This window comes from Kitasatospora sp. NPDC023385 (assembly GCF_055664045.1).
The window spans coordinates 168,519-192,744 of sequence record NZ_JBVOOL010000001.1 but is presented as its reverse complement, the minus strand read 5'-3'; the positions used below and the strand labels follow the sequence as shown (position 1 = coordinate 192,744).

21 protein-coding genes are annotated in these 24,226 nt (G+C 73.1%); 14 read left to right on the top strand and 7 right to left on the bottom strand.

What is annotated here, in order from left to right; genetic code table 11:
- Positions 1-17 precede the first annotated feature (17 nt).
- From AC0B61_RS00830 to AC0B61_RS00770, 13 genes are all read left to right on the top strand, one after another.
- Positions 18-905, top strand: a complete 888-nt coding sequence (locus AC0B61_RS00830; protein WP_471738425.1) for a 2-hydroxy-3-oxopropionate reductase — start codon at positions 18-20, stop codon at positions 903-905.
- Positions 906-1,335: 430 nt separating this feature from the next.
- Positions 1,336-2,478: a glycerate kinase gene (locus AC0B61_RS00825; protein ID WP_471738424.1), complete on the top strand. Its 1,143-nt coding sequence runs from the start codon at positions 1,336-1,338 to the stop codon at positions 2,476-2,478.
- A gap of 168 nt (positions 2,479-2,646) precedes the next feature.
- Complete coding sequence (gene allB, locus AC0B61_RS00820) at positions 2,647-4,050, top strand: allantoinase AllB (RefSeq protein WP_471738423.1); 1,404 nt, start codon at positions 2,647-2,649, stop codon at positions 4,048-4,050.
- Between the two features lie 27 nt (positions 4,051-4,077).
- A complete protein-coding gene (gene alc / locus AC0B61_RS00815) occupies positions 4,078-5,331 on the top strand; it encodes an allantoicase (protein WP_471738422.1) in 1,254 nt (417 codons plus the stop codon).
- Positions 5,332-5,419: 88 nt separating this feature from the next.
- Positions 5,420-6,880, top strand: coding sequence for a catalase (locus AC0B61_RS00810; protein ID WP_471738421.1), 1,461 nt, complete (start codon positions 5,420-5,422; stop codon positions 6,878-6,880).
- 266 nt (positions 6,881-7,146) lie between these two features.
- Positions 7,147-7,926, top strand: a complete 780-nt coding sequence (locus AC0B61_RS00805; protein WP_471738420.1) for an IclR family transcriptional regulator — start codon at positions 7,147-7,149, stop codon at positions 7,924-7,926.
- Between the two features lie 270 nt (positions 7,927-8,196).
- On the top strand, positions 8,197-9,111 hold the full coding sequence (locus AC0B61_RS00800) for a metal-dependent hydrolase (RefSeq protein ID WP_471738419.1): 915 nt from the start codon (positions 8,197-8,199) through the stop codon (positions 9,109-9,111).
- A gap of 135 nt (positions 9,112-9,246) precedes the next feature.
- A complete protein-coding gene (locus AC0B61_RS00795) occupies positions 9,247-9,636 on the top strand; it encodes a hypothetical protein (protein WP_471738418.1) in 390 nt (129 codons plus the stop codon).
- A 12-nt stretch (positions 9,637-9,648) separates the two neighbouring features.
- The gene (locus tag AC0B61_RS00790; RefSeq protein WP_471738824.1) at positions 9,649-10,350 is read left to right on the top strand and encodes a flavin reductase family protein; all 702 of its coding nucleotides are present in this window, start codon (positions 9,649-9,651) and stop codon (positions 10,348-10,350) included.
- 12 nt (positions 10,351-10,362) lie between these two features.
- Positions 10,363-11,289 carry a M24 family metallopeptidase gene (locus AC0B61_RS00785; RefSeq protein WP_471738417.1) on the top strand — a complete coding sequence of 309 codons (927 nt, stop codon included), beginning with the start codon at positions 10,363-10,365 and terminating at the stop codon, positions 11,287-11,289.
- Positions 11,286-13,028: an SDR family oxidoreductase gene (locus AC0B61_RS00780; RefSeq protein ID WP_471738416.1), complete on the top strand. Its 1,743-nt coding sequence runs from the start codon at positions 11,286-11,288 to the stop codon at positions 13,026-13,028. The genes AC0B61_RS00785 and AC0B61_RS00780 overlap by 4 nt, the downstream gene beginning before the upstream one ends.
- 98 nt (positions 13,029-13,126) lie before the next feature.
- Positions 13,127-13,324, top strand: coding sequence for a type II toxin-antitoxin system VapB family antitoxin (locus AC0B61_RS00775; RefSeq protein WP_471738415.1), 198 nt, complete (start codon positions 13,127-13,129; stop codon positions 13,322-13,324).
- A complete protein-coding gene (locus tag AC0B61_RS00770) occupies positions 13,317-13,733 on the top strand; it encodes a PIN domain-containing protein (protein WP_471738414.1) in 417 nt (138 codons plus the stop codon). Before AC0B61_RS00775 ends, AC0B61_RS00770 begins: the two co-directional genes overlap by 8 nt.
- Before the next feature lie 18 nt (positions 13,734-13,751).
- Here the strand turns inward: AC0B61_RS00770 and AC0B61_RS00765 are convergent, their stop codons facing one another.
- The 6 genes from AC0B61_RS00765 to AC0B61_RS00740 all read right to left on the bottom strand — a co-directional run bounded on the left by AC0B61_RS00765 (position 13,752) and on the right by AC0B61_RS00740 (position 20,953).
- The gene (locus tag AC0B61_RS00765) at positions 13,752-14,045 is read right to left on the bottom strand and encodes a hypothetical protein (RefSeq protein ID WP_471738413.1); all 294 of its coding nucleotides are present in this window, start codon (positions 14,043-14,045) and stop codon (positions 13,752-13,754) included.
- Positions 14,046-14,125: 80 nt separating this feature from the next.
- A complete protein-coding gene (locus AC0B61_RS00760; protein ID WP_471738412.1) occupies positions 14,126-15,319 on the bottom strand; it encodes an XdhC family protein in 1,194 nt (397 codons plus the stop codon).
- 169 nt (positions 15,320-15,488) lie between these two features.
- Positions 15,489-16,970 carry an NCS2 family permease gene (locus tag AC0B61_RS00755; RefSeq protein WP_471738411.1) on the bottom strand — a complete coding sequence of 494 codons (1,482 nt, stop codon included), beginning with the start codon at positions 16,968-16,970 and terminating at the stop codon, positions 15,489-15,491.
- A gap of 250 nt (positions 16,971-17,220) precedes the next feature.
- The gene (gene pucD / locus AC0B61_RS00750) at positions 17,221-19,587 is read right to left on the bottom strand and encodes a xanthine dehydrogenase subunit D (RefSeq protein WP_471738410.1); all 2,367 of its coding nucleotides are present in this window, start codon (positions 19,585-19,587) and stop codon (positions 17,221-17,223) included.
- Positions 19,584-20,069: a (2Fe-2S)-binding protein gene (locus AC0B61_RS00745; protein ID WP_471738409.1), complete on the bottom strand. Its 486-nt coding sequence runs from the start codon at positions 20,067-20,069 to the stop codon at positions 19,584-19,586. The genes pucD and AC0B61_RS00745 overlap by 4 nt, the downstream gene beginning before the upstream one ends.
- Complete coding sequence (locus AC0B61_RS00740; protein WP_471738408.1) at positions 20,066-20,953, bottom strand: FAD binding domain-containing protein; 888 nt, start codon at positions 20,951-20,953, stop codon at positions 20,066-20,068. Before AC0B61_RS00740 ends, AC0B61_RS00745 begins: the two co-directional genes overlap by 4 nt.
- Before the next feature lie 373 nt (positions 20,954-21,326).
- Between AC0B61_RS00740 and AC0B61_RS00735 the strand changes: the two genes are divergently transcribed.
- Entirely contained in the window at positions 21,327-22,949 is a 1,623-nt protein-coding gene (locus tag AC0B61_RS00735; RefSeq protein WP_471738407.1) for a PucR family transcriptional regulator, read from the top strand.
- Between the two features lie 70 nt (positions 22,950-23,019).
- On the opposite strand, the gene AC0B61_RS00730 is transcribed toward AC0B61_RS00735, so the two are convergent.
- Positions 23,020-24,093 (bottom strand): alpha/beta hydrolase, encoded by a 1,074-nt coding sequence (locus AC0B61_RS00730; RefSeq protein WP_471738406.1) that lies wholly within the window; start codon positions 24,091-24,093, stop codon positions 23,020-23,022.
- Between the last annotated feature and the right edge of the window lie 133 nt (positions 24,094-24,226).

Below are 24,226 nucleotides of genomic sequence, written 5' to 3'. Positions count from 1 at the left end.
ACGTAAGGAACGACGCGATGAGCCGCAAGATCGCCTTCATCGGCCTCGGCATCATGGGCAGCCCGATGGCCGCCAACCTGGTCAAGGCCGGCCACCACGTCACCGGCTTCAACCTCACCCAGCCGCCGATCGACGCCCTGGTCGCGGCCGGCGGCCACGGCGCCACCAGCATCGCGGACGCGGTGAAGGACGCCGAGGTCGTCATCACCATGGTCCCGGCCGACCCGCACGTCGAGCAGGCGATCCTGGGCGAGGGCGGCGTGCTGGAGAACGTCCAGCCCGGCACCCTGGTGATCGACATGTCCTCGATCACCCCGCAGACCTCGATCAAGGTCGAGGCGGCCGCCAAGGAGAAGGGCGTCCGGACCCTGGACGCCCCGGTCTCCGGCGGTGAGGCCGGTGCCGTCGAGGCGGTCCTGTCGATCATGGTCGGCGGCGCGGCCGAGGACTTCGCCGAGGCCAAGCCGCTCTTCGACGCGCTGGGCACCACGGTCGTCCACGTCGGCCCGGCCGGCGCCGGCCAGACCGTCAAGGCCGCCAACCAGCTGATCGTCGCCGTCAACATCCAGGTGCTCGCCGAGGCCGTGGTGTTCCTGGAGAACGCCGGCGTCGACCTGGCGGCCGCGCTGGACGTGCTCGGCGGCGGCCTGGCCGGCTCGACCGTGCTCAACCGCAAGAAGGCGAACATGCTGAACCGCGAGTTCGCCCCCGGCTTCCGGATCGACCTGCACCACAAGGACATGGGCATCGTCACCGACGCCGCCCGCGCCGTCGGCGCCGCGCTGCCGGTCGGCGCCGTGGTGGCCCAGCTGGTCGCCTCGGCCCGGGCCAACGGCGACGGCTCGCTCGACCACTCGGCGCTGCTGCGCGGCGTCGAGCGGCTCTCCGGCCGCGAGGTCGCGTAACCCCCGGGGGCTCCCGCGCGGAGCCCCCGCCCCAAGCTCCCCTGGCGGCGTGTACCCATCCGGTCGTGCCCGCGCCGCCAGGGGGTCGGACCCGACCGGCGCGCGGGCCGGGGCTCATCCGCCCGCCCGCCGGTCGATCCAGCCGGTGATGCGTACACCCTCCCGGGGGCACTTCGGTCGTGCCTGACGCGTCGCCTGGCCCCCTCCCCGCCGAGGGGAGCCCCTCGTACGTCGGAAGCGGGACGAGGGGTACGGCGGGGAGGGGGCGCACCCCGAACGGGGGGAGGGGCGCACCCCCCCGAACCCATCCCGGGGCGAACGGCCCCCGGCCGTACCGGCCGAGGGGGGTCGCACCCCCGGACCCCCGGGCCCATGCTTGACGCACGTCGCAGTACCACCGCCACACCCGTTCGGAAGCGAGGACCGCACCATGCTCCCCACCCCCCGCCAGGGCCATGTGGTCGTCGCCCCCGACAAGTTCAAGGGCACCCTGGAGGGTGCCGAGGTGGCCGCCCGGATCGCCGCCGGCATCCGGCGGGCCGCGCCCGGCACCGAGGTGCGCGAACTGCCCGTCGCCGACGGCGGCGAGGGCACCCTGGCCGCCGCCCTCGCGGCCGGTTTCGACCGCGTCCCGGCCAAGGTGGCCGGCCCGACCGGCCTGCCGGTGGACGCCGCGCTCGCCGTCCGGGGCGACACCGCCGTGGTCGAACTGGCGCAGGCCTCCGGGCTCGCCCGGCTGCCCGGCGGCCGGGCCGCCCCGCTCGCGGCCGGGTCCTACGGGGTCGGCCAGCTGATCGCCCGGGCCGTCTCGCTCGGCGCCAAGCGGATCGTGCTCGGACTCGGCGGCAGCGCCTGTACGGACGGCGGCGCGGGCATGGTGCAGGCGCTCGGGGTGCGGCTGCGCGACGCCGACGGCACCGAACTGCCGCCCGGCGGAGCCGCGTTGCGCCGACTCGCGACGATCGACCCAGGTCCGCTGGCCGACCTGCTGGGCGGCGTCGAGATCGTGGTGGCCTGCGACGTGGACAACCCGCTGCTCGGGCCGCGCGGCGCCACCGCCGTCTACGGCCCGCAGAAGGGCGCCGACGGCGACGACCTGCTGGTCCTGGAGGAGGGGCTGACCCGCTTCGCCGACCTGGTCGCCGAGGCCACCGGCCGGGACGTCCGACAGGCCCCCGGCGCCGGGGCCGCGGGCGGGGTGGGCTTCGCCGCCATCGCCCTGCTCGGCGCCACCATGCGACCCGGCATCGAGCTGCTGCTCGACCTGCTGGGCTTCGACGGGGCCGTGCGTGGGGCACGCCTCGTCGTGACCGGCGAGGGCTGCCTGGACGCACAGACGCTCCACGGCAAGGCTCCCGCCGGAGTTGCCGCGGCGGCCGCCCGGGCGGGGGTTCGGGTGGCCGCCGTGGCGGGCCGGCTGGAGCTCTCCGAGCCCGAGTGGCGGGCCGCCGGCTTCACCGCCGCGATCGCGCTGACCGACCTGGCCGAGCGGCCGGGGGACAGCATGACCAAGGCCGCCGAGCTGGCCGAACTCGCGGGGGAGCGGCTGGCCGGCGAGCTGCTGCCGCGCTGAACCCTCGTACGTTCATCCATTGACGTTTTGTTGAAGGCGGGCCTAGGCTCCCCGCAATCCCCCGCCTCCTCCCGCTTTCCACCACCCTCGAAGCACCGTCGAGCCATCCTCGAACCATCCTCGAACCACCCACGAAACACCCCTGACTCCCAGGTTCCGGAGGTCCCCATGCCTTTCAGCCAGCCCACGGTGATCCGCTCCCGGCGGGTGGTCCTGCCCGACGGCGAGCGCCCCGCGGACGTGCTGATCCGGGACGGGAAGATCGAGCAGGTCGTCGCCCACGGCTCACCCGCGGCCGGCGACCGCCAACTCGTCGACCTCGGCGACACCGCCCTGCTGCCCGGCCTGGTCGACACCCACGTCCACGTCAACGAGCCCGGCCGCACCGAGTGGGAGGGCTTCGCCACCGCCACCCGGGCCGCCGCGGCCGGCGGCGTCACCACGATCATCGACATGCCGCTCAACTCGATCCCGCCCACCACCACGGTGGAGGGACTGCTGGTCAAGCGGAAGACCGCCGAGGGCCAGGCCTGGGTCGACCTCGGCTTCTGGGGCGGCGCCGTGCCCGGCAACGTCGCGGACCTCGAACCCCTGCACCGCGAAGGCGTGTTCGGCTTCAAGAGCTTCCTCGCCCCCTCCGGAGTGGACGAGTTCCCGCACGTCGAGGCCCCCGACCTGGAGGCCGCCCTCACCGAGCAGGCCCGGATCGGGGCCCTGGCGATCATCCACGCCGAGGACCCGGCCGTCCTCGCCGCCGCCCCGCAGCAACCCGGCGTCCACTACCGGGACTTCCTCGCCTCCCGCCCCGCCGACGCGGAGACCGCGGCCGTCGCCCACCTGCTGGACACCGCCCGCCGCACCGGCGCCCGGGTCCACATCCTGCACGTCTCCTCCGCCGCCGTCCTGCCGCTGCTGCGCCAGGCACGCGAGGACGGCGTCCGGGTGACCGCCGAGACCTGCCCGCACTACCTGACCCTCGCCGCCGAGCAGGTGCCCGACGGCGACACCGCCTTCAAGTGCTGCCCGCCGATCCGCGACGAGTCCAACCGGGACGCGCTCTGGGAGGCCCTGGGCCGCGGCGAGTTCATCGCCGTCGTCTCCGACCACTCGCCGTCCACCCCCGACCTCAAACTGCTGCCCGAGTACGGCGGCAGCGGGGACTTCGCGACCGCCTGGGGCGGCATCGCCTCGCTGCAGCTCGGCCTGCCGGCCGTCTGGACCGAGGCCCGCCGCCGCGGCCACACCCTGGCCGACGTCGTGCGCTGGATGTCCACCGGACCGGCCGAACTGGTCGGCCTCACCGGCACCAAGGGCGCCATCGCCCCCGGCCACGACGCCGACCTGGTCGCCTTCGACCCCGACGGCGAATTCGCCGTCCGGGCCAGCGGGCTGCACCACCGCAACCCCGTGACCCCGTACGCGGGCCGGACCCTCACCGGCGCGGTGCGCGGCACGTGGCTGCGCGGCCGCGAGGTCGACACCGGCGCCCGGCCCTTCGGCCGGCAGCTCACCCGCCTCACCACGGCCACCACGCCTGCCACCCGCGCCACCGCCCCGTCCGATCGCGCCTGAACCGAACGCGCCTACAGAGGAGAGTCAGTGACCACTGCCGACACCCCCCGTGCTCCCTTCACCGAGCTGGTCGACCTGGCCTCCCGACTGCTCGGCGCGGGCGTCGTCGCCACCAACGAGGACACCTTCGCGGACGCCGAGAACCTGCTGGTCGCCAAGGCAGCCGAGTTCCGTCCGCACACCTTCGGCCACAAGGGCCAGATCATGGACGGCTGGGAGTCCAAGCGCCGCCGCGGCGTCTCCGCCGAGCAGCCGCACCCCACCGACCAGGACCACGACTGGGCGATCGTCCGGCTCGGCGCCGCCGGCGTGATCCGCGGCGTCATCGTGGACACCGCCCACTTCACCGGCAACTACCCGGAGTCCGGCTCGGTCGAGGCCGCGTCCGTCCCGGGGCACCCCTCGCCGGAGGAACTCCGGACCGCCGAGTGGACCACGCTCGTGCCGCGCACCCCGCTCCGGGGCGACACCGTCCACGAGTTCGCCGTCGAGGACGGCACCCGCTACACCCACGTGCGGCTGAACATCTTCCCGGACGGCGGCGTCGCCCGGCTGCGCGTGCACGGCGAGGTCCTGCCCGACCCGCGCGAACTGGACGGCCTGACCTTCGACCTGGCCGCCCAGGAGTTCGGCGGCGTGGCCGAGGCGGCGTCCGACCGCTACTTCTCCTCCCCGCACAACCTGAACGCTCCCGGCCGCGCCACCGTCATGGGCGAGGGCTGGGAGACCCGGCGTCGGCGCGACAAGGCCAACGACTGGGTGCAGATCGCCCTGGCCGGGGGCGGTGAGGTCCTGGCCGCCGAGGTGGACACCACCCACTTCGTCGCCAATGCCCCCGGCTGGGCCGACCTGATCGGCTTCGACGCCTCCACCGGCACCGACCCCGCCGACGGCGAGTGGTTCGAACTCCTGCCCCGCACCCGCCTGCAGCCCGACACCCGGCACCGCTTCCGGCTCGACGCCGGCCGCCCGGTGACCCACGTGCGCATCAACGTCTATCCGGACGGCGGGCTCGCCCGCCTCCGGCTCACCGGCCGCCTCACCGAGGCCGGCCGCGCGGCCCTCGCGCTGCGCTGGTTCAACGCCGTCCCGGCCGCCGAGGCCGCCGCGGCCCTCACCGGGGCCGGGCTGACCGCCGACGAGGCCGCCGCGCTGACCGCCGCCCGCCCGCTGGCGGACCCGGCCGCGGCCGGCGCCGCCGTCGCAGCGCTGCGGCCGGCCGCCTCCGACGAGGAGACCGCCCGCCGCCGCGAGGCCGTCCGGCGCCTGCTCGGCGCCTGACCCGCCCGCGGCGCCCGCCCGGCCGAGCCTGACGGAACGTCAGCAACCTCTCCACGCACCGCCCTTATCGACACCTGAAGGACCCTCCATGTCCAAGATCCTGACCACGGAGTCCGGCGCGCCGATCGCCGACAACCAGAACTCGGCCTCGGCCGGCGAGTACGGCCCGCTGCTGATCCAGGACCAGCAGCTGCTGGAGAAGCTGGCCCGGTTCAACCGCGAGCGCATCCCGGAGCGCGTCGTGCACGCCCGCGGCTCCGGCGCGTACGGCTACTTCGAGGTCACCGACGAGGTGTCGCGGTACACCCGGGCGGACTTCCTCGCCGAGGTCGGCAAGCGCACCGAGGTCTTCCTGCGCTTCTCCACCGTCGCGGGCAACCTCGGCGCCAACGACGCGGTGCGCGACCCGCGCGGCTTCGCCCTGAAGTTCTACACCGAGCAGGGCAACTACGACCTCGTCGGCAACAACACCCCGGTGTTCTTCATCAAGGACCCGATCAAGTTCCCCGACTTCATCCACTCGCAGAAGCGCGACCCGTACACCGGCGTGCAGGAGGCGGACAACGTCTGGGACTTCTGGGCCCACTCGCCCGCCTCCACCCACCAGATCACCTGGCTGTTCGGCGACCGCGGCATCCCGGCCTCGTACCGGCACATGAACGGCTACGGCTCGCACACCTACCAGTGGGTCAACGCCGACGGTGACGCCTACTGGGTGAAGTACCACTTCAAGACCAACCAGGGCATCCGCTGCCTGGACGGCGGCCAGGCCGCCGAGGTGGTCGGCGCCGACGCCGACTCGCACCAGCGCGACCTCCACCAGGCCATCGAGCGTGGGGTGTTCCCGTCCTGGACCCTCTACGTCCAGCTGATGCCGGTCGCCGAGGCCGCGGACTACCGCTTCAACCCCTTCGACCTCACCAAGGTGTGGCCGCACGCCGACTACCCGCTGGTCAAGGTCGGCCGCCTGGTGCTCAACCGGAACCCGGAGAACGTCTTCGCCGACGTCGAGCAGTCCGCGTTCTCGCCGAACAACTTCGTGCCCGGCATCGGCCCGTCCCCGGACAAGATGCTCCAGGGCCGGCTGTTCGCCTACGCGGACGCCCAGCGCTACCGCCTCGGCGTCAACCACACCCAGCTGCCGGTGAACGCCCCGCGCGCCACCGAGGCCGCCAACTACGGCCGGGACGGCCTCATGGCCGCCAACCCGGCCGGCCGTGGCAAGAACTACGAGCCCAACTCGTACGACGGCCCGGCGCAGACCGACACCGTGCTCGCCGCGCCGGTCAGGGTCGACGGCCACACCGGCACCTACGCCACGCCGGCCCACACCAAGGACGACGACTTCTTCCAGGCCGGCGAGCTGTACCGGCTGATGTCGGCCGGGGAGAAGACCCGCCTGATCGACAACATCGCGGGCTTCCTGGCGCAGGTGACGCGCGACGACATCGTCGAGAAGAACCTCGCCCACTTCCACGCCGCGGACGAGGAGTACGGCGCCCGGCTGGCGGCGGCCGTCGCCAAGCTGCGCGCGGGCGACGAGGGCTGACCCGGCGCCTCCGCCGCCCCTCCCTCCGCCCCTCCCTCGGTTCGCACCACCCCCTCACGGCCGCCGGGCCCGCACCCGGTGACCGCCCGACCGGCCTCTCCCCCTGGGCAGTGGGGGCGGGGCCGGTCGTGTTCCCCCAGGCCGGGCGGAGGTTGCTCCACGGAATGTTCACGGATATTCACGGACAGCAGTCGCCGCAGCCGCCGGGTGGATAGGCTGATGCGTGCCCGCGGTCGCTCCGTGGGGGGACATCGGAAGGGGACGACATGTCGACACCAGCCCCGGGTCGTCACGCCGCGCTGGACCAGGGCCCGACGGGCCCGTTCACCTCCCTGCAGCACGCCCTCAGACTGCTGGAGGCGGTCGACCGCCACCCCGACGGCGCCACCCTGGTGGGCCTCGCCCGGGAGACCTCGCTCGGGCTGCCGACGGTACGGCGGCTCGCCGAGATCCTGGAGATCGAGGGCTACCTCCAGTGCCAGGACGGCGGTTGGGTGCTCGGCGGCACCTTCGCCCTGCTCGGGCAGCACAACCGCGAGCAGCTGGTGAAGGCCCGGCTCAACCGCAAACTCGCCGAACTCCGGGACGAGTTGGGCGCCGCGGTGTACTTCAGCCGGTACCACGACGGCGAGTTGTCGGTCGAGGCGGTCTCGGCGGCCGACTACGCGCCGGCCGTGCAGGAGTGGGTCGACTTCCGGGCCACCGCGCACGCCAGCGCGATCGGCAAGTGCCTGCTCGGCCAACTGGACGCGGACGCCCGGCGCGACCACCTCTCCCGGCACCCGGTCGCCCGGCTCACCTCGCGCACCGTCACCGATGCCGACCAGCTGATGCACCGGCTGGAGCGGCAGCCGGCCACGGTGCCGGTGCTGGACATCCAGGAATACGCGCTGGGCACGGTGTGCGCGGCGGTGCCGATCACGGCGGGCAGCACGGTCGGCTGCCTGGCCACCTCGATGCCGGTGGGCAACGTCCACCGGCTGAAGGCCGCGGCCGAACTGCTGGCGGCCCGCGCGGCGCCGCTGATGCTGGCGATGGCGGTCTGACGGCGGGCCGGCCGTCGCGTGTGCGAGTTCGGGGAAGCCGTGCCGGGGAACCGGTGGGGCTTCCCGCGTTTTCCGGGTTCCCGGGGCGCCGGTGTCTTCCGGGGCGCCCGCGTTTTCCGGGGTGCCCGCGTTTCGCGAGGTGCCCGCCGGTGCACACATCACTTATTAGACTCGATGTCGATAAGGCTCGCCGAACCCCTTGTCCCGGCCGCTACCCGCGAGTACGTTTCCCTGGACCGAGCCGCCGCCCCCAGGTCAGGAGGGTCTGCCATGCCCCGCCCCGCCCCCGTCCCCGCCCTCGCCGCCCCCGCCGTGCGCGTGCACGACAGCCTCGTCCTGGAACCCCGGGACGTCCGCTTCGACTGGTCCCGGCTGCCGCTGCACTGGATCCCCGACGAGCCGATGGCCACCCACGTCATCAACGTGCTCCACCTGCTGCTGCCCGAGGGTGAACGCTGGTTCGTCCAGGTGTTCAAGGAGGCCCTGCCGCTCATCCGGGACGAGGAACTGCGGGAGGAAGTCCTCGGGTTCATCGGCCAGGAGGCCATCCACGCCGAGGCGCACCAGGAAGTCCTGGACCACCTGCTCGGCCAGGGGCTCGACCCGCGGCCGTACGTCCGGCAGATCTCCTGGCTGTTCCGGCGGATCCTCGGCGACAAACCGGGCCTGACGCCGGCCCGGCGGCGCGAGAACATCATCGAAAGGGTCGCCTTCATCGCGGCCATCGAGCACTTCACCGCCTTCCTCGGCAACTGGGCGCTCAACTCCCCGGGCCTGGACCGGGCCAAGGCCGACCCGACGATGCTCGACCTGCTGCGCTGGCACGGCGCCGAAGAGGTCGAGCACCGCAGCGTCGCCTTCGACCTGATGGTCCACCTCGACCCGGGCTACCTGCGCCGGATCCGCGGGATGGCGGTGTCCGGGCCGCTGCTGGTCCACCTCTGGGTGCGCGGCGCCCGCTTCCTGCTCGCCGCCGACCCCACCCTGGAGGGACGGCTCAAGCCGACCTGGCGCGAAGCCGGCCGGATCGCCAGGCGCGGCCTGCTGCCGGACCCGATCGGATCGCTCCGCTCCGGACTGCGGTACCTGCGGCCGGGCTACCACCCGACCCAGGAGGGCTCCTCCAGCCAGGCGCTGGGCTACCTCGCCGGCTCCCCGGCCGCCCGCGCGGCGGCGGGGCGCTGACGGGGCCCGGCGGACAGCTTTCAGACGACAGATTTCAGCGAACGGATTTCAGCTGACAGCCTTCAGATGACAGCTAACAGATGACGTCATCTGTCATCTGTTACCCCCCGCTCCCGACGCCAAGGACCCCGCCGGATGGACCTGCTCAACCCGCCCCCCGACCTCTACGGCCGCCCCCGCGTCGACGCCTTCATCCGCCGGCTCACCGCCTTCGGCGACCGCTACTCCCCGGCCCTCGGCAGCCCCCTGCTGCGCCGCAACCCGCGCCGCCCGCACCGCCGCCCCCTCCCGCCGCTGCAGCTCGTCGTCGCCGCCCGCCGCCAACTCGCCCGAGACGTCGTCGAGTTGCAGCTCGCCGACCCCTCCGGCGGCCCGCTGCCCGGCTGGCAGCCCGGCGCCCACCTGCGCCTCGCCCTGCCCTCCGGCCGCGAGCGCCACTACTCCCTCTGCGGCGACCCGGCCGACCGCCGCAGCTACCGCGTCGCCGTCCGGCGGCTGCCCGACGGCGGTGGCGGGTCCGTCTAGGTCCACGACGCCCTGCACCCCGGCGCCCGCCTCACCGCCCGACGCCCGCGCAACGGCTTCGCCTTCTGCACCGAGCCCGCCGTCCTCCTGCTGGCCGGCGGCATCGGCATCACCCCGCTCCTCCCGATGGCCCGCGAGGCGCAGCGGCACGGCCTGGACTGGCGCCTGGTCCACGTCGGCCGCAGCGCCGACACCCTCCCGTACACGGACGAGCTGCGTGCCCTCGACCCGCACCGCGTGGTGCTGCGCACCGACGACGAGCACGGCGGTGTCGCCACCGGCGCCGAGCTGCTCGCCCACGCCCCGCGCGGCGCCGCCGTGTACTGCTGCGGCCCCGCCCCGATGCTCACCGCCGTGCAGCGGGCCCTGGACGGCGGCCCGGTTGGGTCCGGCGGGCCGGCCGCCCTGCACTTCGAGCGCTTCGGCGCCGCCCCGGTCACCGACGGCACGCCCTTCACCGTCCGCCTCGGCGCCGACGGCCCCGTCCTCGACGTCCCCGCCGACCGGTCGGCCCTGGACGTGCTGCGCGAGGCCCGCCCGGACCTCCCGTACTCGTGCCGCCAGGGCTTCTGCGGCACCTGCGAGGTCCGGGTGGCGGCCGGCTCGCCCGACCACCGGGACCGCCGCCTCACCCCCGAGCAGCGCGCCGCCGGCGCCCTGCTGCCCTGCGTCTCCCGGGCCGCCGAGGGCGAGACCCTCGTGCTGGACCTCTAGAAGGAGCCCCCGATGCCCCCGTCGGCGAAAGCGACCCCCGCCTTCCGCTACACCGAGCGCGACCTCGCCCGCTTCCGCGAGACGCAGCAACTCGCCTACCACTGCGCGGAAGAGGCCGCCGCCTGGATCGAACCCGGCGTCACCGAGCGGCAGGCCACCGCCGAGCTGCGCCGCCGCCTGGTCGCCGCCGGGGTGCAGGACTTCTTCCACGTCCCCTTCGCCTGGTTCGGCGACCGCACGGCCTTCCGGCACTTCCACACCCCGCTGCAGTTCTTCGCCGGCAACCGCCGCCTGGAGGAGGGCATGCCGTACGTGCTGGACTGCGCGCCCGTCGTGGACGGCTACACCGCCGACATCGGCTACGGCGGCAAGGTCGGCGAGAACCGGGTCTGGGACCGCCTCGCCGACGATCTGCGGATCTACCGGGAGCTGATCCTCGCCGAGGTGCGCGCCCGCAAGCCGCTCGCCGAGGTGTACGCGGCCGTGGACGCGCAGCTCGCCGCGCACGGCTACGACAACCGCCACCAGGTCTACCCGGGCCGGGTGATCGGCCACCAGGTCACCCGCACCGTCACGCGCGGACCGGCCGGGGTCAACGTCCTCGGATTCGGCGTGCGCACCCTGCAGACCCTCGGCCGGGAGCTCATCTCCGAGCGCCTGCACGGCCGTTCACCGCTCTGGGCGGACGGGCGGTCGTCCCGGCACGCGCCCACGCCGGGCCTGTGGGCGGTCGAGCCGCACATCGGCTTCCGTAACGTGGGCATCAAGTTCGAGGAACTGCTGGTGGTCACCGAGGACGACGCCTACTGGCTCGACGACGACCTGCCGCACGTCCGCCGCTGGCACACCGGAGCCGGCGCGTCCGCCGCGGCCACGGAGACCGCCACGGCCACGACGACCGCCACCGCCGCGCCGACCGCCCTGGAGGCCACCCGATGACGACCCCCGTCCGCCGCCGTACCGTCCACTCCGGCGGCCTCCCGCTGGCCGTCTTCGAGCAGGGCGACCCGGCCGCCCCCACCGTGCTGCTCGTCCACGGCTACCCCGACACCCACACCGTCTGGGACGACATCGCCGCCGACCTCGCCCGCGACCACCACGTGGTGCGCTACGACGTGCGCGGCGCCGGCGAGTCCGGCGTCCCCGCGGACCGCGACGGCTACCGGCTGGAGCGGCTGGCGGAGGACCTGTTCGCGGTCGCCGACGCGGTCAGCCCGGAGCGTCCGGTCCACCTGGTCGCCCACGACTGGGGCTCGATCCAGTCCTGGGAGGCGGTCACCGCTCCCGGCGCCGAGCACCGGATCGCCTCGTACACGACGATGTCCGGCCCCAGCCTGGACCACATGGGGTACTGGCTGCGCCACCGGCTGCGCCGCCCCACCCCCCGGCACCTGAAGCAGCTGCTCCAGCAGGGTCTGCACTCCTGGTACATCACCGCCTTCCACCTGCCCGGCCTCGCGCCCGCCGTCTGGCGCCTCGGCCTCGCCCGGGCCTGGCCGCGGGTGCTGCGCGACCTGGAGCACGTCACCCCGCGCGCCGACCACCCGCAGCACAGCCTGCGCCGCGACGCGGTCCGCGGCATCGAGTTGTACCGGGCCAACTTCCGGCCCACCATGGGCAGTCCGCGGGAGCGGCCGACCGAGGTCCCGGTCCAGCTGGTCACCCTCACCCGGGACCGCTACGTCGGCACCTACCTCTCCGAGGGGCTGGAGCGCTGGGTGCCCAAGCTGACCAGGAGGACGCTGCACGCCGGCCACTGGTCGGCGCTGCTGGAGAAGGGAGCCACCGTGGCCGGCCTGGTCCGCGAGTTCACCGCCCGCATCGAGGCCGGTCAAGCCGACGGCGCCGCAGCCGGCCGCCCCGCGCCGGACGACGGCCGGCTGGTGGTCGTCACCGGCGGTGGCAGCGGCATCGGACGGGCCACCGCGCTCGCCTTCGCCGAGGACGGTGCCCGGGTGGTGGTCTGCGACCTCGACCTCGCGGCCGCCGAGCGCACCGCCGAACTCGCCTCGCTGATCGGCCCGGTGGCGCACGCCTACCGGGTGGACGTCTCCGACGGCGCGGCGGTGGACGCGTTCGCGCAGGCCGTCGCCGCCGAGCACGGCGTGCCCGACGTGGTGGTCAACAACGCGGGCATCGGCCACTCCGGGTCGTTCCTGCAGACCACCGAGAAGGAGTGGCAGCGCGTCCTGGACGTCAACCTCTGGGGCGTGATCCACGGCTGCCGCGCCTTCGGCACCCTGATGGCCGACCGCGGCCAGGGCGGCCACATCGTCAACGTCTCCTCGGCCGCCGCCTACCTGCCCTCCAAGGCGCTCACCGCCTACGCCACCAGCAAGGCGGCGGTGTTCATGCTCTCCGACTGCCTGCGTGCGGAGTTCGTCGACTACGGCATCGGCGTCTCCACCATCTGCCCCGGCATCGTCAACACCAACATCACCCGCACCTCCACCTTCTCCGCCACCACGGCCACGGAGCAGGCCGCCAAGCAGGCCCGCGCCGCCAAGCTCTACGCCCGCCGCGGCTTCCCCCCGGAGAAGGTCGCCACCGCGATCGTCACCGCCGTCCGCACCGGCAAGCCCGTCGTCCCCGTCACCCCCGAGGCCAAGGCCGCCCGCCTCCTCTCCCGCCTCAGCCCCGGCCTCCTCCGCCTCGCCGCCCGCCTCAACATCACCTGACCGGGTCGAACGTCGCCCGGACGGACGAGCTGGGACTCTGATATCAAGTAGGCTCGGTATCGATATCGCAGTCCCCACCCCGTTCCGGGAGGCCGACCATGGCCCGCACCGTGATAGACGTCAACGACGAACTGCTGGCCGAGGCGGCCGAGATCCTCGGTACGACGACCAAGGTCGCCACTGTCAACGCTGCCCTTGAGGACGTGGTGAAGCGCCGCAAGCGCCAGGCGTTCATGGCCTGGCTTGCCGAGGGGGGACTGCCCGATCTCACCGGACCGGTGGAAAAAGGTGAGTGAGCGCGTCCTGATCGACAAGTCGGCCTTCGCCCGCTACTCGAAGCCGGCAGTCAAGTCAGTGCTTGACCCGCTGATCAGCAGAGGGCTGGTTGCGATCTGTGGCGCTGTCGAACTGGAGATCATGCACAGTGCCCGTTCCAAGGCCGACGCCCTTCAGATCCGGGAGGGCCTGAGTGGCTTCGAGTGGCTGCCCACGCCCGACGAGGTGTGGGACCGAGCCATCGAGGTGCAGGCCCTCCTGACCGCTCAGGGCAACTGGCGGGCACTGTCGGTGCGCGACCTCGTCATCGCCGCCACCGCTGAACGGCACGGTGCCACCGTGCTGCACTACGACGGCGACTACGACATGATCGCCGCCGTCACCGGCCAGCCGACCGAGTGGGTCGTCGCGCCCGGGGCGGCGGACTGACCAGGGCCGGCCGGGGCCTCAGCGGTCGAGTCGCTTCAGCCCTTCCATGAGTTCGTCGGCGTTCATGCAGATGTGGATGTCGACGCTGGCGTTCAGCCGGAGCCAGAACGGCTCCGCGATCGACGGTATCGAGGCCTCGTCCGCGACGTCGACGACGAGGACCATGCCGCGGTGGCCGTTGCGGTCGAGGAAGTAGGCCGCTTCGGGCTTGAGTTGGGCCAGGGCTTGCTGGACTGCTTCGGCCAGTGTGCCGTCGTTGATGAGCTTGTTCGAGGTCGTGGTGTCGAGTTCGACCTCCAGCAGGGCGCGCATGGTCCCCGCTCCTTCCCCGGGCTCGGGGTGAGTCCGCAACTCCAGCCTCCGCCCGCCTCGGTGGGCACGCAACGTGATGCTCAGGCGGCGTGGGTCCGCGGGGGCCGCGGGGATCGCGCCCGGCCGGTGGCGGTGGCCGACAGGTCGTGGTGGATCGGCCCGTCCCCGGTACTCAGTGGCAGGCAGCTGCCGCCGCGCCGGTGGGCGATGATCTCGGCGGCGACCGAGACCGCCGTCTCCTCGGGGGTGCGCGAGCCGAGGTCGAGGCCGATGGGGGAGCGCAGCCGGGCCAGTTCGGTCTCGGTGAGTCCCGCCTCGCGCAGTTTCGCCTCGCGGTCGCGGTGGGTGCGGCGCGAGCCCATCGCGCCGACGTAGCCGACCGGCAGCCGCAGGGCGCGCTCCAGCAGCGGGATGTCGAACTTGGCGTCGTGGGTGAGCACGCAGAGCACGGTGCGTCCGTCGATCCGGCCGAGCTGGGAGTCCAGGTAGCGGTGCGGCCAGTCGACCACGACCTCGTCGGCTTCGGGGAAGCGGCGGGTGGTGGCGAAGACGGGCCGGGCGTCGCAGACGGTCACGTGGTAGCCGAGGAACCTGCCGATCCGCACCACGGCGGCCGCGAAGTCGATCGCCCCGAACACGATCATCCGCGGCGCGGGCACGTACGACTCGACGAAGCAGGTGACGGTGCCCCGCTCGTCCTCGTCGCAGGGGCGCCCGTCCAGGCCGAGCACCAGCCGGCCGGTGCGCCCGGCTTCCAGCATGGCCCGCGCCTCCGCGACGATCGCCCGTTCCAGGCCGCCGACCACCGACGGGGTCGGTGAGAGCGCTCCGGTGTGCCCGTCGGCGGTGACGGCCAGGGTGGCGCCGAGCAGCCCGCCGGGCCCGGCGATCACCCGCACCAGCGCCACCGGCGTGCCGGCGGCGATGTGCGCGATCCCGGTGTCCAGTCCGGCGTCGGTTCCGGGCACCACGGGCTGGACGAAGACGTCGAGGACGCCGCCGCAGGTCAGCCCGACCGCGAAGGCGTCCTCGTCGCTGAATCCGAATCGTTCCAGCACCGGCTCGCCGCTGTCGATCGCGGTCTGGCACAGCTCGTACACCGCGCCCTCGACACAGCCGCCGGAGACGCTGCCGACCGCCTCGCCCTCCGCGTCGACGGCCAGTGCCGCGCCCGGGTCGCGCGGGGCGCTGCCCGAGACGCCGACCACGGTGGCCACGGCGAAGGTGCGCCCGGCCGCGTGCCAGGCCTGCAGCTGCTCGGCGATGTCCTGCATGGCGGTGGCTCCTTACACGGTTCCGACAGTAGCGGGGGACGCCGCCGTACGGGAAACGATCCCGTACGGCGGCGGTGTCGCAGGTGGCGCGGCCGCCTCGGGCGGTGTCGTGCCAGCGGTGTCGCGCGAGCGGTGTCACGTCACGGGGGCAGCGGGTGCCCCGGCCCGGTCAGTGCACGCCCAGCCAGGACTTGATCGGCGTGAGCGCGAAGTAGAGCACGAACACCGCGGTGAGGACCCACATCAGGACCCCGGGCTCGCGCCAGCGGCCCGTGCCGGCCTTGATGACGGTGTACGAGATGACGCCGGCCGCGACGCCCGCGGTGATGCTGTACGTGAACGGCATCAGCACGCAGGTGAGGAAGGCCGGGATGGCCACCTCGCGGTCGGACCAGTCGATGTGGCGGGCCTGGCTCAGCATCATCGAGCCGATCACGACCAGGGCGGCGGAGGCCACCTCGACCGGCACGATGCCGGCGATCGGCGAGAAGAACAGCATGAGCGCGAACAGCCCGCCGGTGACGGTGGAGGCGAGCCCGGTCCGGGCGCCGTCGCCGACGCCGGTGGCGGATTCGACGAAGACGGTCTGGCCCGAGGCGCCCGCGAGGCCGCCGACCGCGCCGCCGGCGCCGTCGATGAACAGCGCCTTGGACAGTCCGGGCATCCGGCCCTGCTTGTCGGCCAGTCCGGCCTCGGTGCCGACGCCGATGATGGTGGCCATCGCGTCGAAGAAGCCGGCCAGGACCAGGGTGAACACCGCGACGGAGGCGCTGATGGCGCCCATGCCCTGGCCGCCGAAGGCGCCGAACAGGTCGACGTGGCCGAAGAGGCCGAAGTCGGGCGCGGAGACGGGGCTGCCGGGCCACACCGGCACGGAGTTCTTCCAGGCGGCGGCGGGGACGTGCGCGACCTGGTTGACGATCATCGCGAGGACGGTGCCGCCGGCGATGCCGATCAGGATCGCGCCGCGGATGCCGCGGGCCATCAGTACGAAGATCGTCAGCAGCGTGAGGCAGAAGACCAGGACCGGCCAGCCGGCGAGCTCGCCGGTCGGGCCGAGCGACAGCGGGGTGGGGCCGCCGGTGTGCATGAAGCCGGCCTTGTAGAGGCCGATCACCGTGACGAACAGGCCGATGCCGATGGTGATGGCGTGCTTGAGCGGCAGCGGGATGCCGTTCATGATCTTCTCGCGTAGTCCGGAGACCACCAGCAGCACGATCAGCAGGCCGTAGATCACGCACAGGCCCATGGCCTGGGGCCAGGTGGTGTGCGGGACGACGAGTGCGGAGACCGCTCCGGAGACCGAGAGGCCGGCGGCGAGGGCGAGCGGCACGTTGCCGACCACGCCCATCAGGATGGTGGTGACGGCGGCCGCCAGGGCGGTCGCGGTGGTCAGTGCGGCGTGGTCCAGCTTGACGCCGGTGACGTCCGCGCCGCTCAGGATGAGCGGATTGAGCAGGATGATGTACGCCATCGCCATGAAGGTGGTGAGTCCACCGCGCAGTTCGTTGGCGAGGGTCGAGCCCCGGGCCGAGATCTTGAAGTAGGCGTCGAGTGCGCTCGTCGGGCGTGGGTCCGGGGACGTCGGGTGGGTGGCGTCCTCGGTGGGTCTGTCTGCGGTGGTGCCGGGCTCCGTGGGGATCCTGGACATGTCCACTCCCAAGTGTCAAAGGGGGTTGGGGTGGGCGAGCCGACCTGACTGCCGGTCAACGAGGCGGCATGGGGGGACGTATCGGCTCACTGGGGGCACTCGTAGAGAGGGGGGAGTGCCAGCGGTGCATTCGAGGGTGGGGCGCACCGCTGCGGAACCTCGGCGCGGGTAGGGCAGCGGGTGTGGGGGTGGTGCCCCCGGGGCGGCGGGGAAGACGGTCGCCGCCCCGGGGAAGCGCGAACTCCGGTGGTCAGCCGGGCTGTTCGGTGGTCAGGTGCTCCGGTCGGACCGGGATCCGGTTGAGCGCGAGACCCGTGGCGTTGCGGATGGCGGCCACGATGGACGGCGTCGCCGAGACGGTCGGCGCCTCGCCGACCCCGCGCAGCCCGTACGGCGCGTGGGGGTCGGGCAGTTCGAGGATCTCCACCGGGATCGGCGGGGTGTCCAGGATGGTGGGGATCAGGTAGTCGGTGAAGGAGGCGTTGCGGACCTTGCCGTCCCGGACGATGATCTCCTCCATCACCGCCAGGCCGAGCGCCTGGGTGCAGCCGCCCTGGATCTGGCCGACGACGGAGAGCGGGTTGAGCGCCTTGCCGACGTCCTGGACGGCGGTGAGCTCGACCACCTTGACCAGGCCCAGCTCGACGTCCACGTCCACCACCGCGCGGTTGGCGCAGAAGGTGTACTGGACGTGGCCGAAGCCCTGGCCGGTCTCCTTGTCGAAGGCCTGGGTGGGCCGGTGGTGGTGTTCGCGGGTGAGGTCGATGGCCTCGTCGCCGAGCAGGTCCACCATCGGGACCAGGACTCCGGCGCTCTCCGAGACGACCTTGCCGCCGGCCAGCGTGATGTCCTTGTGGGTCCAGCCGTAGCGCCGGCGGCCCTTCTCGATCAGCTCCCGCCGGACGGCCTCGGCGGCCAGCTTCACGGCGCCGCCGGTCATGTACGTCTGGCGCGAGGCCGAGGTCGAACCAGCCGATCCCACCTCGGTGTTGGCCGGGTGGATGGTGACCTGCTCGACGCCCAGCTCGGTGCGGGCGATCTGGGCGTGCACGGTGACGCCGCCCTGGCCGACCTCGGCCATCGCGGTGTGCACCATGGCGACGGGCTCGCCGCCGATCACCTCCAGCCGCACCCGGGCGGTGGAGTAGTCGTCGAAGCCCTCGGAGAAGCCGACGTTCTTGATGCCGACGGAGTAGCCGACGCCGCGTACGATCCCCTCGCCGTGCGAGGTGTTGGACAGCGCGCCCGGCAGCTGGCGCACGTCCAGGTGCTCGGTGTCCAGCGGCGGCGGCATCGGCATGTCCTTGGCCCGCCGCAGCAGTTCGGCCACCGGCGCGGGCGAGTCGATCTGCTGGCCGGTGGGCATGAAGTCGCCCTCCGACATCGCGTTGAGCTGCCGCAACTCCACCGGGTCCATGCCCAGTTCGGCGGCCAGCTTGTCCATCTGCGACTCGTAGCCGAAGGCGGCCTGCACCGCGCCGAAGCCGCGCATCGCCCCGCAGGACGGGTTGTTGCTGTAGAGCGCGATGGCGTGCATCGCGACGTTCGGGATCACGTACGGGCCGTGTCCGAGCGAGGCGGCGTTGCCGACCACGGCCGGCGAGGCGGAGGCGTACGCGCCGCCGTCCAGCACGATCCGGCAGTCCGCGAAGACCAGCTTGCCGTCGCGGGTGGCGCCGTGCTCGTAGTGCATCTTCGCCGGGTGGCGGTGCACGTGGCCGTAGAAGGACTCGTCCCGGGCGTAGACGATCTTGACCGGCTTGCCGGTGCGCTGGGCCAGCAGGCAGGCGTGGATCTGCATCGAGATGTCCTCGCGGCCGCCGAAGGCGCCGCCGACGCCGGCCAGGGTGAGCCGGACCTTCTCCTCGGGCAGGTCGAGCACCGGGGCCATCTGCTCGCGGTCCACGTGCAGCCACTGGGTGGCGATGTAGAGGTCGATGCCGCCGTCCTCGGCGGGCACGGCGAGGCCGGACTCGGGGCCGAGGAAGGCCTGGTCCTGCATGCCGACCTCGTAGTCGCCGCTGACGATGACGTCCGCCAGCGCCCGCACCTCGTCGGTCACGCCGAGGCCGGAGACCAGCTTCTGCTCGTGGCAGATGTTGCCGTAGGCGTGCGACTTGTACTCGTGCGGCTCGTGGACGTAGCCGTGCGTCTGCGGGTCGAGGCACTGCTCCTCGGTGACGATCGGGGGGAGCACCTCGTACTCGACCGCGATCTTCTTCACCGCGCGGCGGGCCGTCTCCGGGTGGTCGGCGGCGACCAGCGCGATCGCCTCGCCGTGGTACCGGATCTTGTCGATGGCCAGGGCCGGCTGGTCCTGGATCTCCAGGCCGTAGTACTTCGCGCCGGGGATGTCCTCGTGCGTCAGCACCGCGTAGACGCCGGGCACCTTGAGCGCCTCGGAGATGTCCACCGAGAGGATGTTCGCGCGGGGGTGCGGCGAGCGCAGCGCCATGCCCCAGAGCATGTCCTCGTGCCACATGTCCGACGAGTACGCGAACTCGCCCCTGACCTTCAGGTTGCCGTCCGGGCGCAGCGGCGAGCCGCCGATGCCGTCCTTGGACGCCTGGTTGATGTTCTGCAGGTTCTTCTGGCCCTGGATCGTGCGCGTGGTCATGCCGAACCCTTCCCGGCGCACTTGCGGGCCGAGGCGAGCCGCACCGCGTCCATGATCTTCTCGTAACCGGTGCAGCGGCACAGGTTGCCGGACAGCGCCTCGCGGATGTCGTTGTCGCTCGGCTGGGCGTCGTTCCCGAGCAGCGCGTCGGTCTGCACCAGCAGGCCGGGGGTGCAGAAGCCGCACTGCACGGCGCCGGCGTCGATGAACGCCTGCTGGACCAGGCCCAGCTCGCCCTCCTCGCCGCTCAGGCCCTCGACGGTACGGACCTCGCGGTCCTGCACCTGGCCGGCCGCGACCAGGCAGGAGCAGACCGGGACGCCGTCGAGGTAGACCGTGCAGGAGCCGCACTCGCCCTGCTCGCAGGCGTTCTTCGAGCCCGGCAGGCCGACCCGCTCGCGCAGCACGTAGAGCAGGCTCTCGCCCTCCCACACGTCGTCGGCCTCGACCGGCTTGCCGTTGGCGGTGAAAGTGACCCTCATGCCGCGCTCCTGATCTGCTTGCTGTAGTCGTTCCAACACCAGGTGAGGGTGCGGCGGGCCATCACGGCCAGGGAGTGGCGCCGGTAGTCGGCGGTGCCCCGGACGTCGTCGATCGGCGAGGCCGCGGCCTTCACCAGCTCGCCGAAGCGCTGGACCACCTCGCTGCCCAGCAGCTCGCCGGACTCCCAGAGCCCGCGCTCGGCGAGCACGCCCTGCAGGTACTCCTCGGCCTCGACGGCGCGGCGCGGCGTGGGGGCAGCCGAACCGATCCCGGTGCCGACGGTCCCGTTCTTGGGGTGGAGGGCGAAGCCGAACGCACAGACCGCGATCACCATGGCGTTGCGGGTGCCGATCTTCGAGAACTGCTGCGGCCCGTCCGCCACCGGGATGTGCACGGCCCGGATCAGCTCGTCGGCCTCCAGGCAGTTGCGCTTCACACCGACGTAGAAGTCGTCGATCGGGATCAGCCGGGTACCGCGCACCGAGGCCGCCTCGACGAACACGTCCCGCCCGGCCGCCAGCAGCGCGGGGTGCGCGTCACCGGCCGGGGAGGCGCCGCCGAGGTTGCCGCCGACGCCACCGCGGTTGCGGATCTGCGGCGAGCCGACGGTGTGCGCCGCCAGCGCGAGGCCGGGCAGCGGCCCGGACAGCTCGTCGATGATCCGGGTGTACGGGACGGAGGCTCCGAGCTTGACGACGCTGCCGTCGTTCGACCATTCGGTGAGCTCGGTGACGCGGTTCAGGTCGAGAATCGCGGATGGCCGGTGCACGTCGAAGTTCATCTCGACCATGACGTCCGTACCACCCGAGATGGGCAGCGCGGTCGGGTACTCAGCCTTCGCCGCGAGCGCCTCGTCCCAGGTGGCGGGCCGAAGGAACTCCATGCGGGTGTCTCCTCAAGTCGTCGCCCGCCGGGTGTCCGGCGGCGTGTCGCCCAGTGAACTCCTGTGACGCGGCCCACTGGCAGTCACCGATGGCATGAAGCCCCGGCTGTGGTCCCGCCCGGCATCCTGTACGTTCCTCTAAGGAGCAGAACCCCGCAGTCCAGGTGTTCGCCGGGTGCTACCTACGACCGTAATCCGGCCGTGACGGACGGGCTACGCCCCGCGATCCGGTGGCCCGCTGGTACGTAACGCCGAGCACGGATGTTCGGGCACACTGTGACCCCCGGACCGATGGCCCGGCCCCCGCCCGCCCTCCCTTCCCCCTCGCTTTCCCTCCCTTCCCTCGATCCAGTCCCCCGTAAGGAGTCTGCGGATGCGCGTCCGTGACCTGCTCGCCCCCGGCGCCCCGCGACTGCGCCTGCTCGCGGCCGAGGAAGAGCTGGACCGGCAGGTCAGCGGCGTGATGACCACCGACCTGCAGGACCCCGGCCGCTACCTGCACGGCGGCGAACTGGTGCTCACCGGCATGCTCTGGCGCACCGTCCCGGCCGACTCCGAGCGCTTCGTCCGGACCCTCGCGGCCGGCGGCGCGGTCGCCCTGGCGGCCGGCGAGGCCGAGGTCGGCCCGGTGCCCGACGACCTGGTCGAGGCCTGCCGCCGGCACCGGATGCCGCTGCTGGCCGTCCCCGACGACATCGCCTTCGGCACCGTCACCGAGTTCATCGGCCGCCAGGTCTCCGCCGACCGCGCGGCCGACCTCGCCGCCCTGGTCGACCGGCACCGGCTGCTGGTCTCCGCGGCCGGCGGCGGCGGGCTGGACGCGGTGCTGGACCTGCTCGGCGGCGACCTCGACCTGGACTGCTGGGTCCTCGCCCCCACCGGCGCGGTGATCGCCGGCCCCGCCGACCGGCTCTCCGCCGAGGACCGCGACCAGCTGGTCCGCGCCCACCTCGCCGCCCAGCGCCAGCGCCGCCGCCCCCCGCACCGGGCCCGCCTGGCCGCCGGCTCCTACTCGCTGCTGCCCGCCGCGGCCTCCACCGAGCACGACGCGCAGCAGGCAGACAGTCCGCCGGCCGACAGTTCGCTGGCCGACTGGATGCTCGCGGTGGCCGGCGACATCACCGAGTGGACCACCAAGCGCCAGCAGCTCGCCGAGAACCTGGCCCGCCTCGTCGCCGCCGAGCGCCACCGCCGCGACGAGGGCCGCCGGCTGCGCCGCCGCCTCGCCGACGAGGTGCTGGCCCTGCTGCGCCGCGACGCCGACCCGGCCGAGATCAGCCGCACCCTGTACGCCTCCTCGGCGATGGCCGCCCGCTACGAGAGCGCCGAGCCCAAGTCCCAGGCGGAGGAGGGCTCTTGGCTGGTGCTCAGCGCCGAGGGCACCGGCCTGCCGGAGGGCACCGTCCGGGCCGTGCTGGAGGAGGCGCTCGGCGCCGCCACCGACCGCGCCCTGGTCGCCGGGACGGGCAGCGGCGCCGTCGTGGTGCTGCCCGCCCTGGACAGCCCGGTGCCCGCCGACACCCTGCGCGACCTGCTCGCCCCGCTGGAGGCCGGGCTCGGCTCCGAGGGCCGGATCACCCTCGGCGTCTCCGCCCCCGCCCCCGAGGCCGGCGGACTGCGCGGCGCCCTGGAGGAGGCCCGGCACGCCCGCCGGATCGCCGCCTCCCGGGTGGGCCGGGTCTGCGTCGCCGGCCCCGAGGAGCTCGCCTCGCACGTGCTGCTGCTGGCCGCCGTCCCGGACGAGGTCCGCCGGGCCTTCCGCAGCCGGCTGCTGGACAAGGTGATCGCGTACGACATCGAGCACCAGGCGGACCTGGTCCGCACCCTGGAGGCCTTCCTGCGCTCGGACGGCTCCTGGACCCGCTGCGCCGGGCAGCTGCACGTCCACGTGAACACCCTGCGGTACCGGATCGGCCGGATCGAGGAGCTGACCGGGCGTGACCTCTCCCGGCTGGAGGACCGGGTGGACTTCTACCTGGCGCTCGAACTGGCCTGACGGCCCGTTCGGCACAGCACGGAGCCCGCCGCGGAAGGACCGCGGCGGGCTCTCGTCGTGCGTCCGTGCGCTACTGCGGCGGGATGATCGAGGTCAGCCAGGTGAAGGCGCCCGGGACCATCTTCTTCCACTGCTCGGTGGTGTGCGGGCCGACGCCCTCCTCGACCTGGATGGTGGTCGGGGCCTTGGCCGCGGCGCGGATCGCCTCGCCGTCCTCGAAGCCGTCGCCCTTGGAGCCGCTGACGAACAGGGCGACCTTCGGCGGCTGCGGGGAGGCCTTCAGGATGTTGACCGGGTTGTTGGCCTCGCGCAGCTTCGGGTCCTTGCCGACCAGCGAGTCCTTCTCGACGGCGGGGTCGTTGTAGCCCGACATCGCGATGCCGGCCCGGTACCGGTTGGGGTGGGCCAGCGACAGCTTGGCCGCGCAGTGGGCGCCGGCCGAGTAGCCGGCGATCGCCCAGCGGTCCGCGGACGGGTCGGCGCGGAAGTTGTCCAGCACCATCTGCGGGACGTCCCGGGTGATCCAGGCGTCGGCGTTGACCTTGCCGGGGATGTCGGTGCAGCCGGCGTCCTGGTTGGCGCCGAGCAGCAGGGTGCGCGGCGAGACCAGGATGAACGGGGCGACCTTGCCCTGCTGCATCAGCGGCTTGAGCTGCTCGGAGACCTTGAGCGTGCCGTACCAGGTGGAGGAGGAGCCCGGGTAGCCCGGGATCAGCTCGACCACGGGGAACTTCTTGTCCTTGAACGCCGGGTCGTTGTACTGCGGCGGCAGCCAGACCAGCACCTCGCCGTCGACGCCGGACACCTGGCCCTTGAGCTCGGTCTTCTGCACGTCGCCCGGTACCGCCGGGTCGTTCACGCCGCCGAAGCTCTGCTTGACCTTCGGGAGTTCCTTGGCCGCCTCACCGCTGGTGCCGCCGGGCGCGTCCGCCGGTGGCACCGGGGGCACCGCGCGGACGTGGTTGCCGGTGCCGAGCAGGTCGTCCCAGTTGCCGTAGATCAGGTTGGCGTTGTTGACCATCACGAAGACCATCAGGACGGCTGTGACCTGGCAGAACATGATCATGACGATCCGGGTGAGGGTCCTCACCGGCTGGGGGCCGCCGACCTTCCCCCAGAACAGCAGCGCCACTGTGATGGACACCGGCACAAGAATGACGGTGAGGATGAAGAATGGCGTACCTGTCAGTTCCATCGAGTTCTCGTATCCGGGTCGCTCGCCGTTCGGGCCCCAGTCGTCCGAACGCGCGTCAATGGCATCAGACGGCCGATGGCGG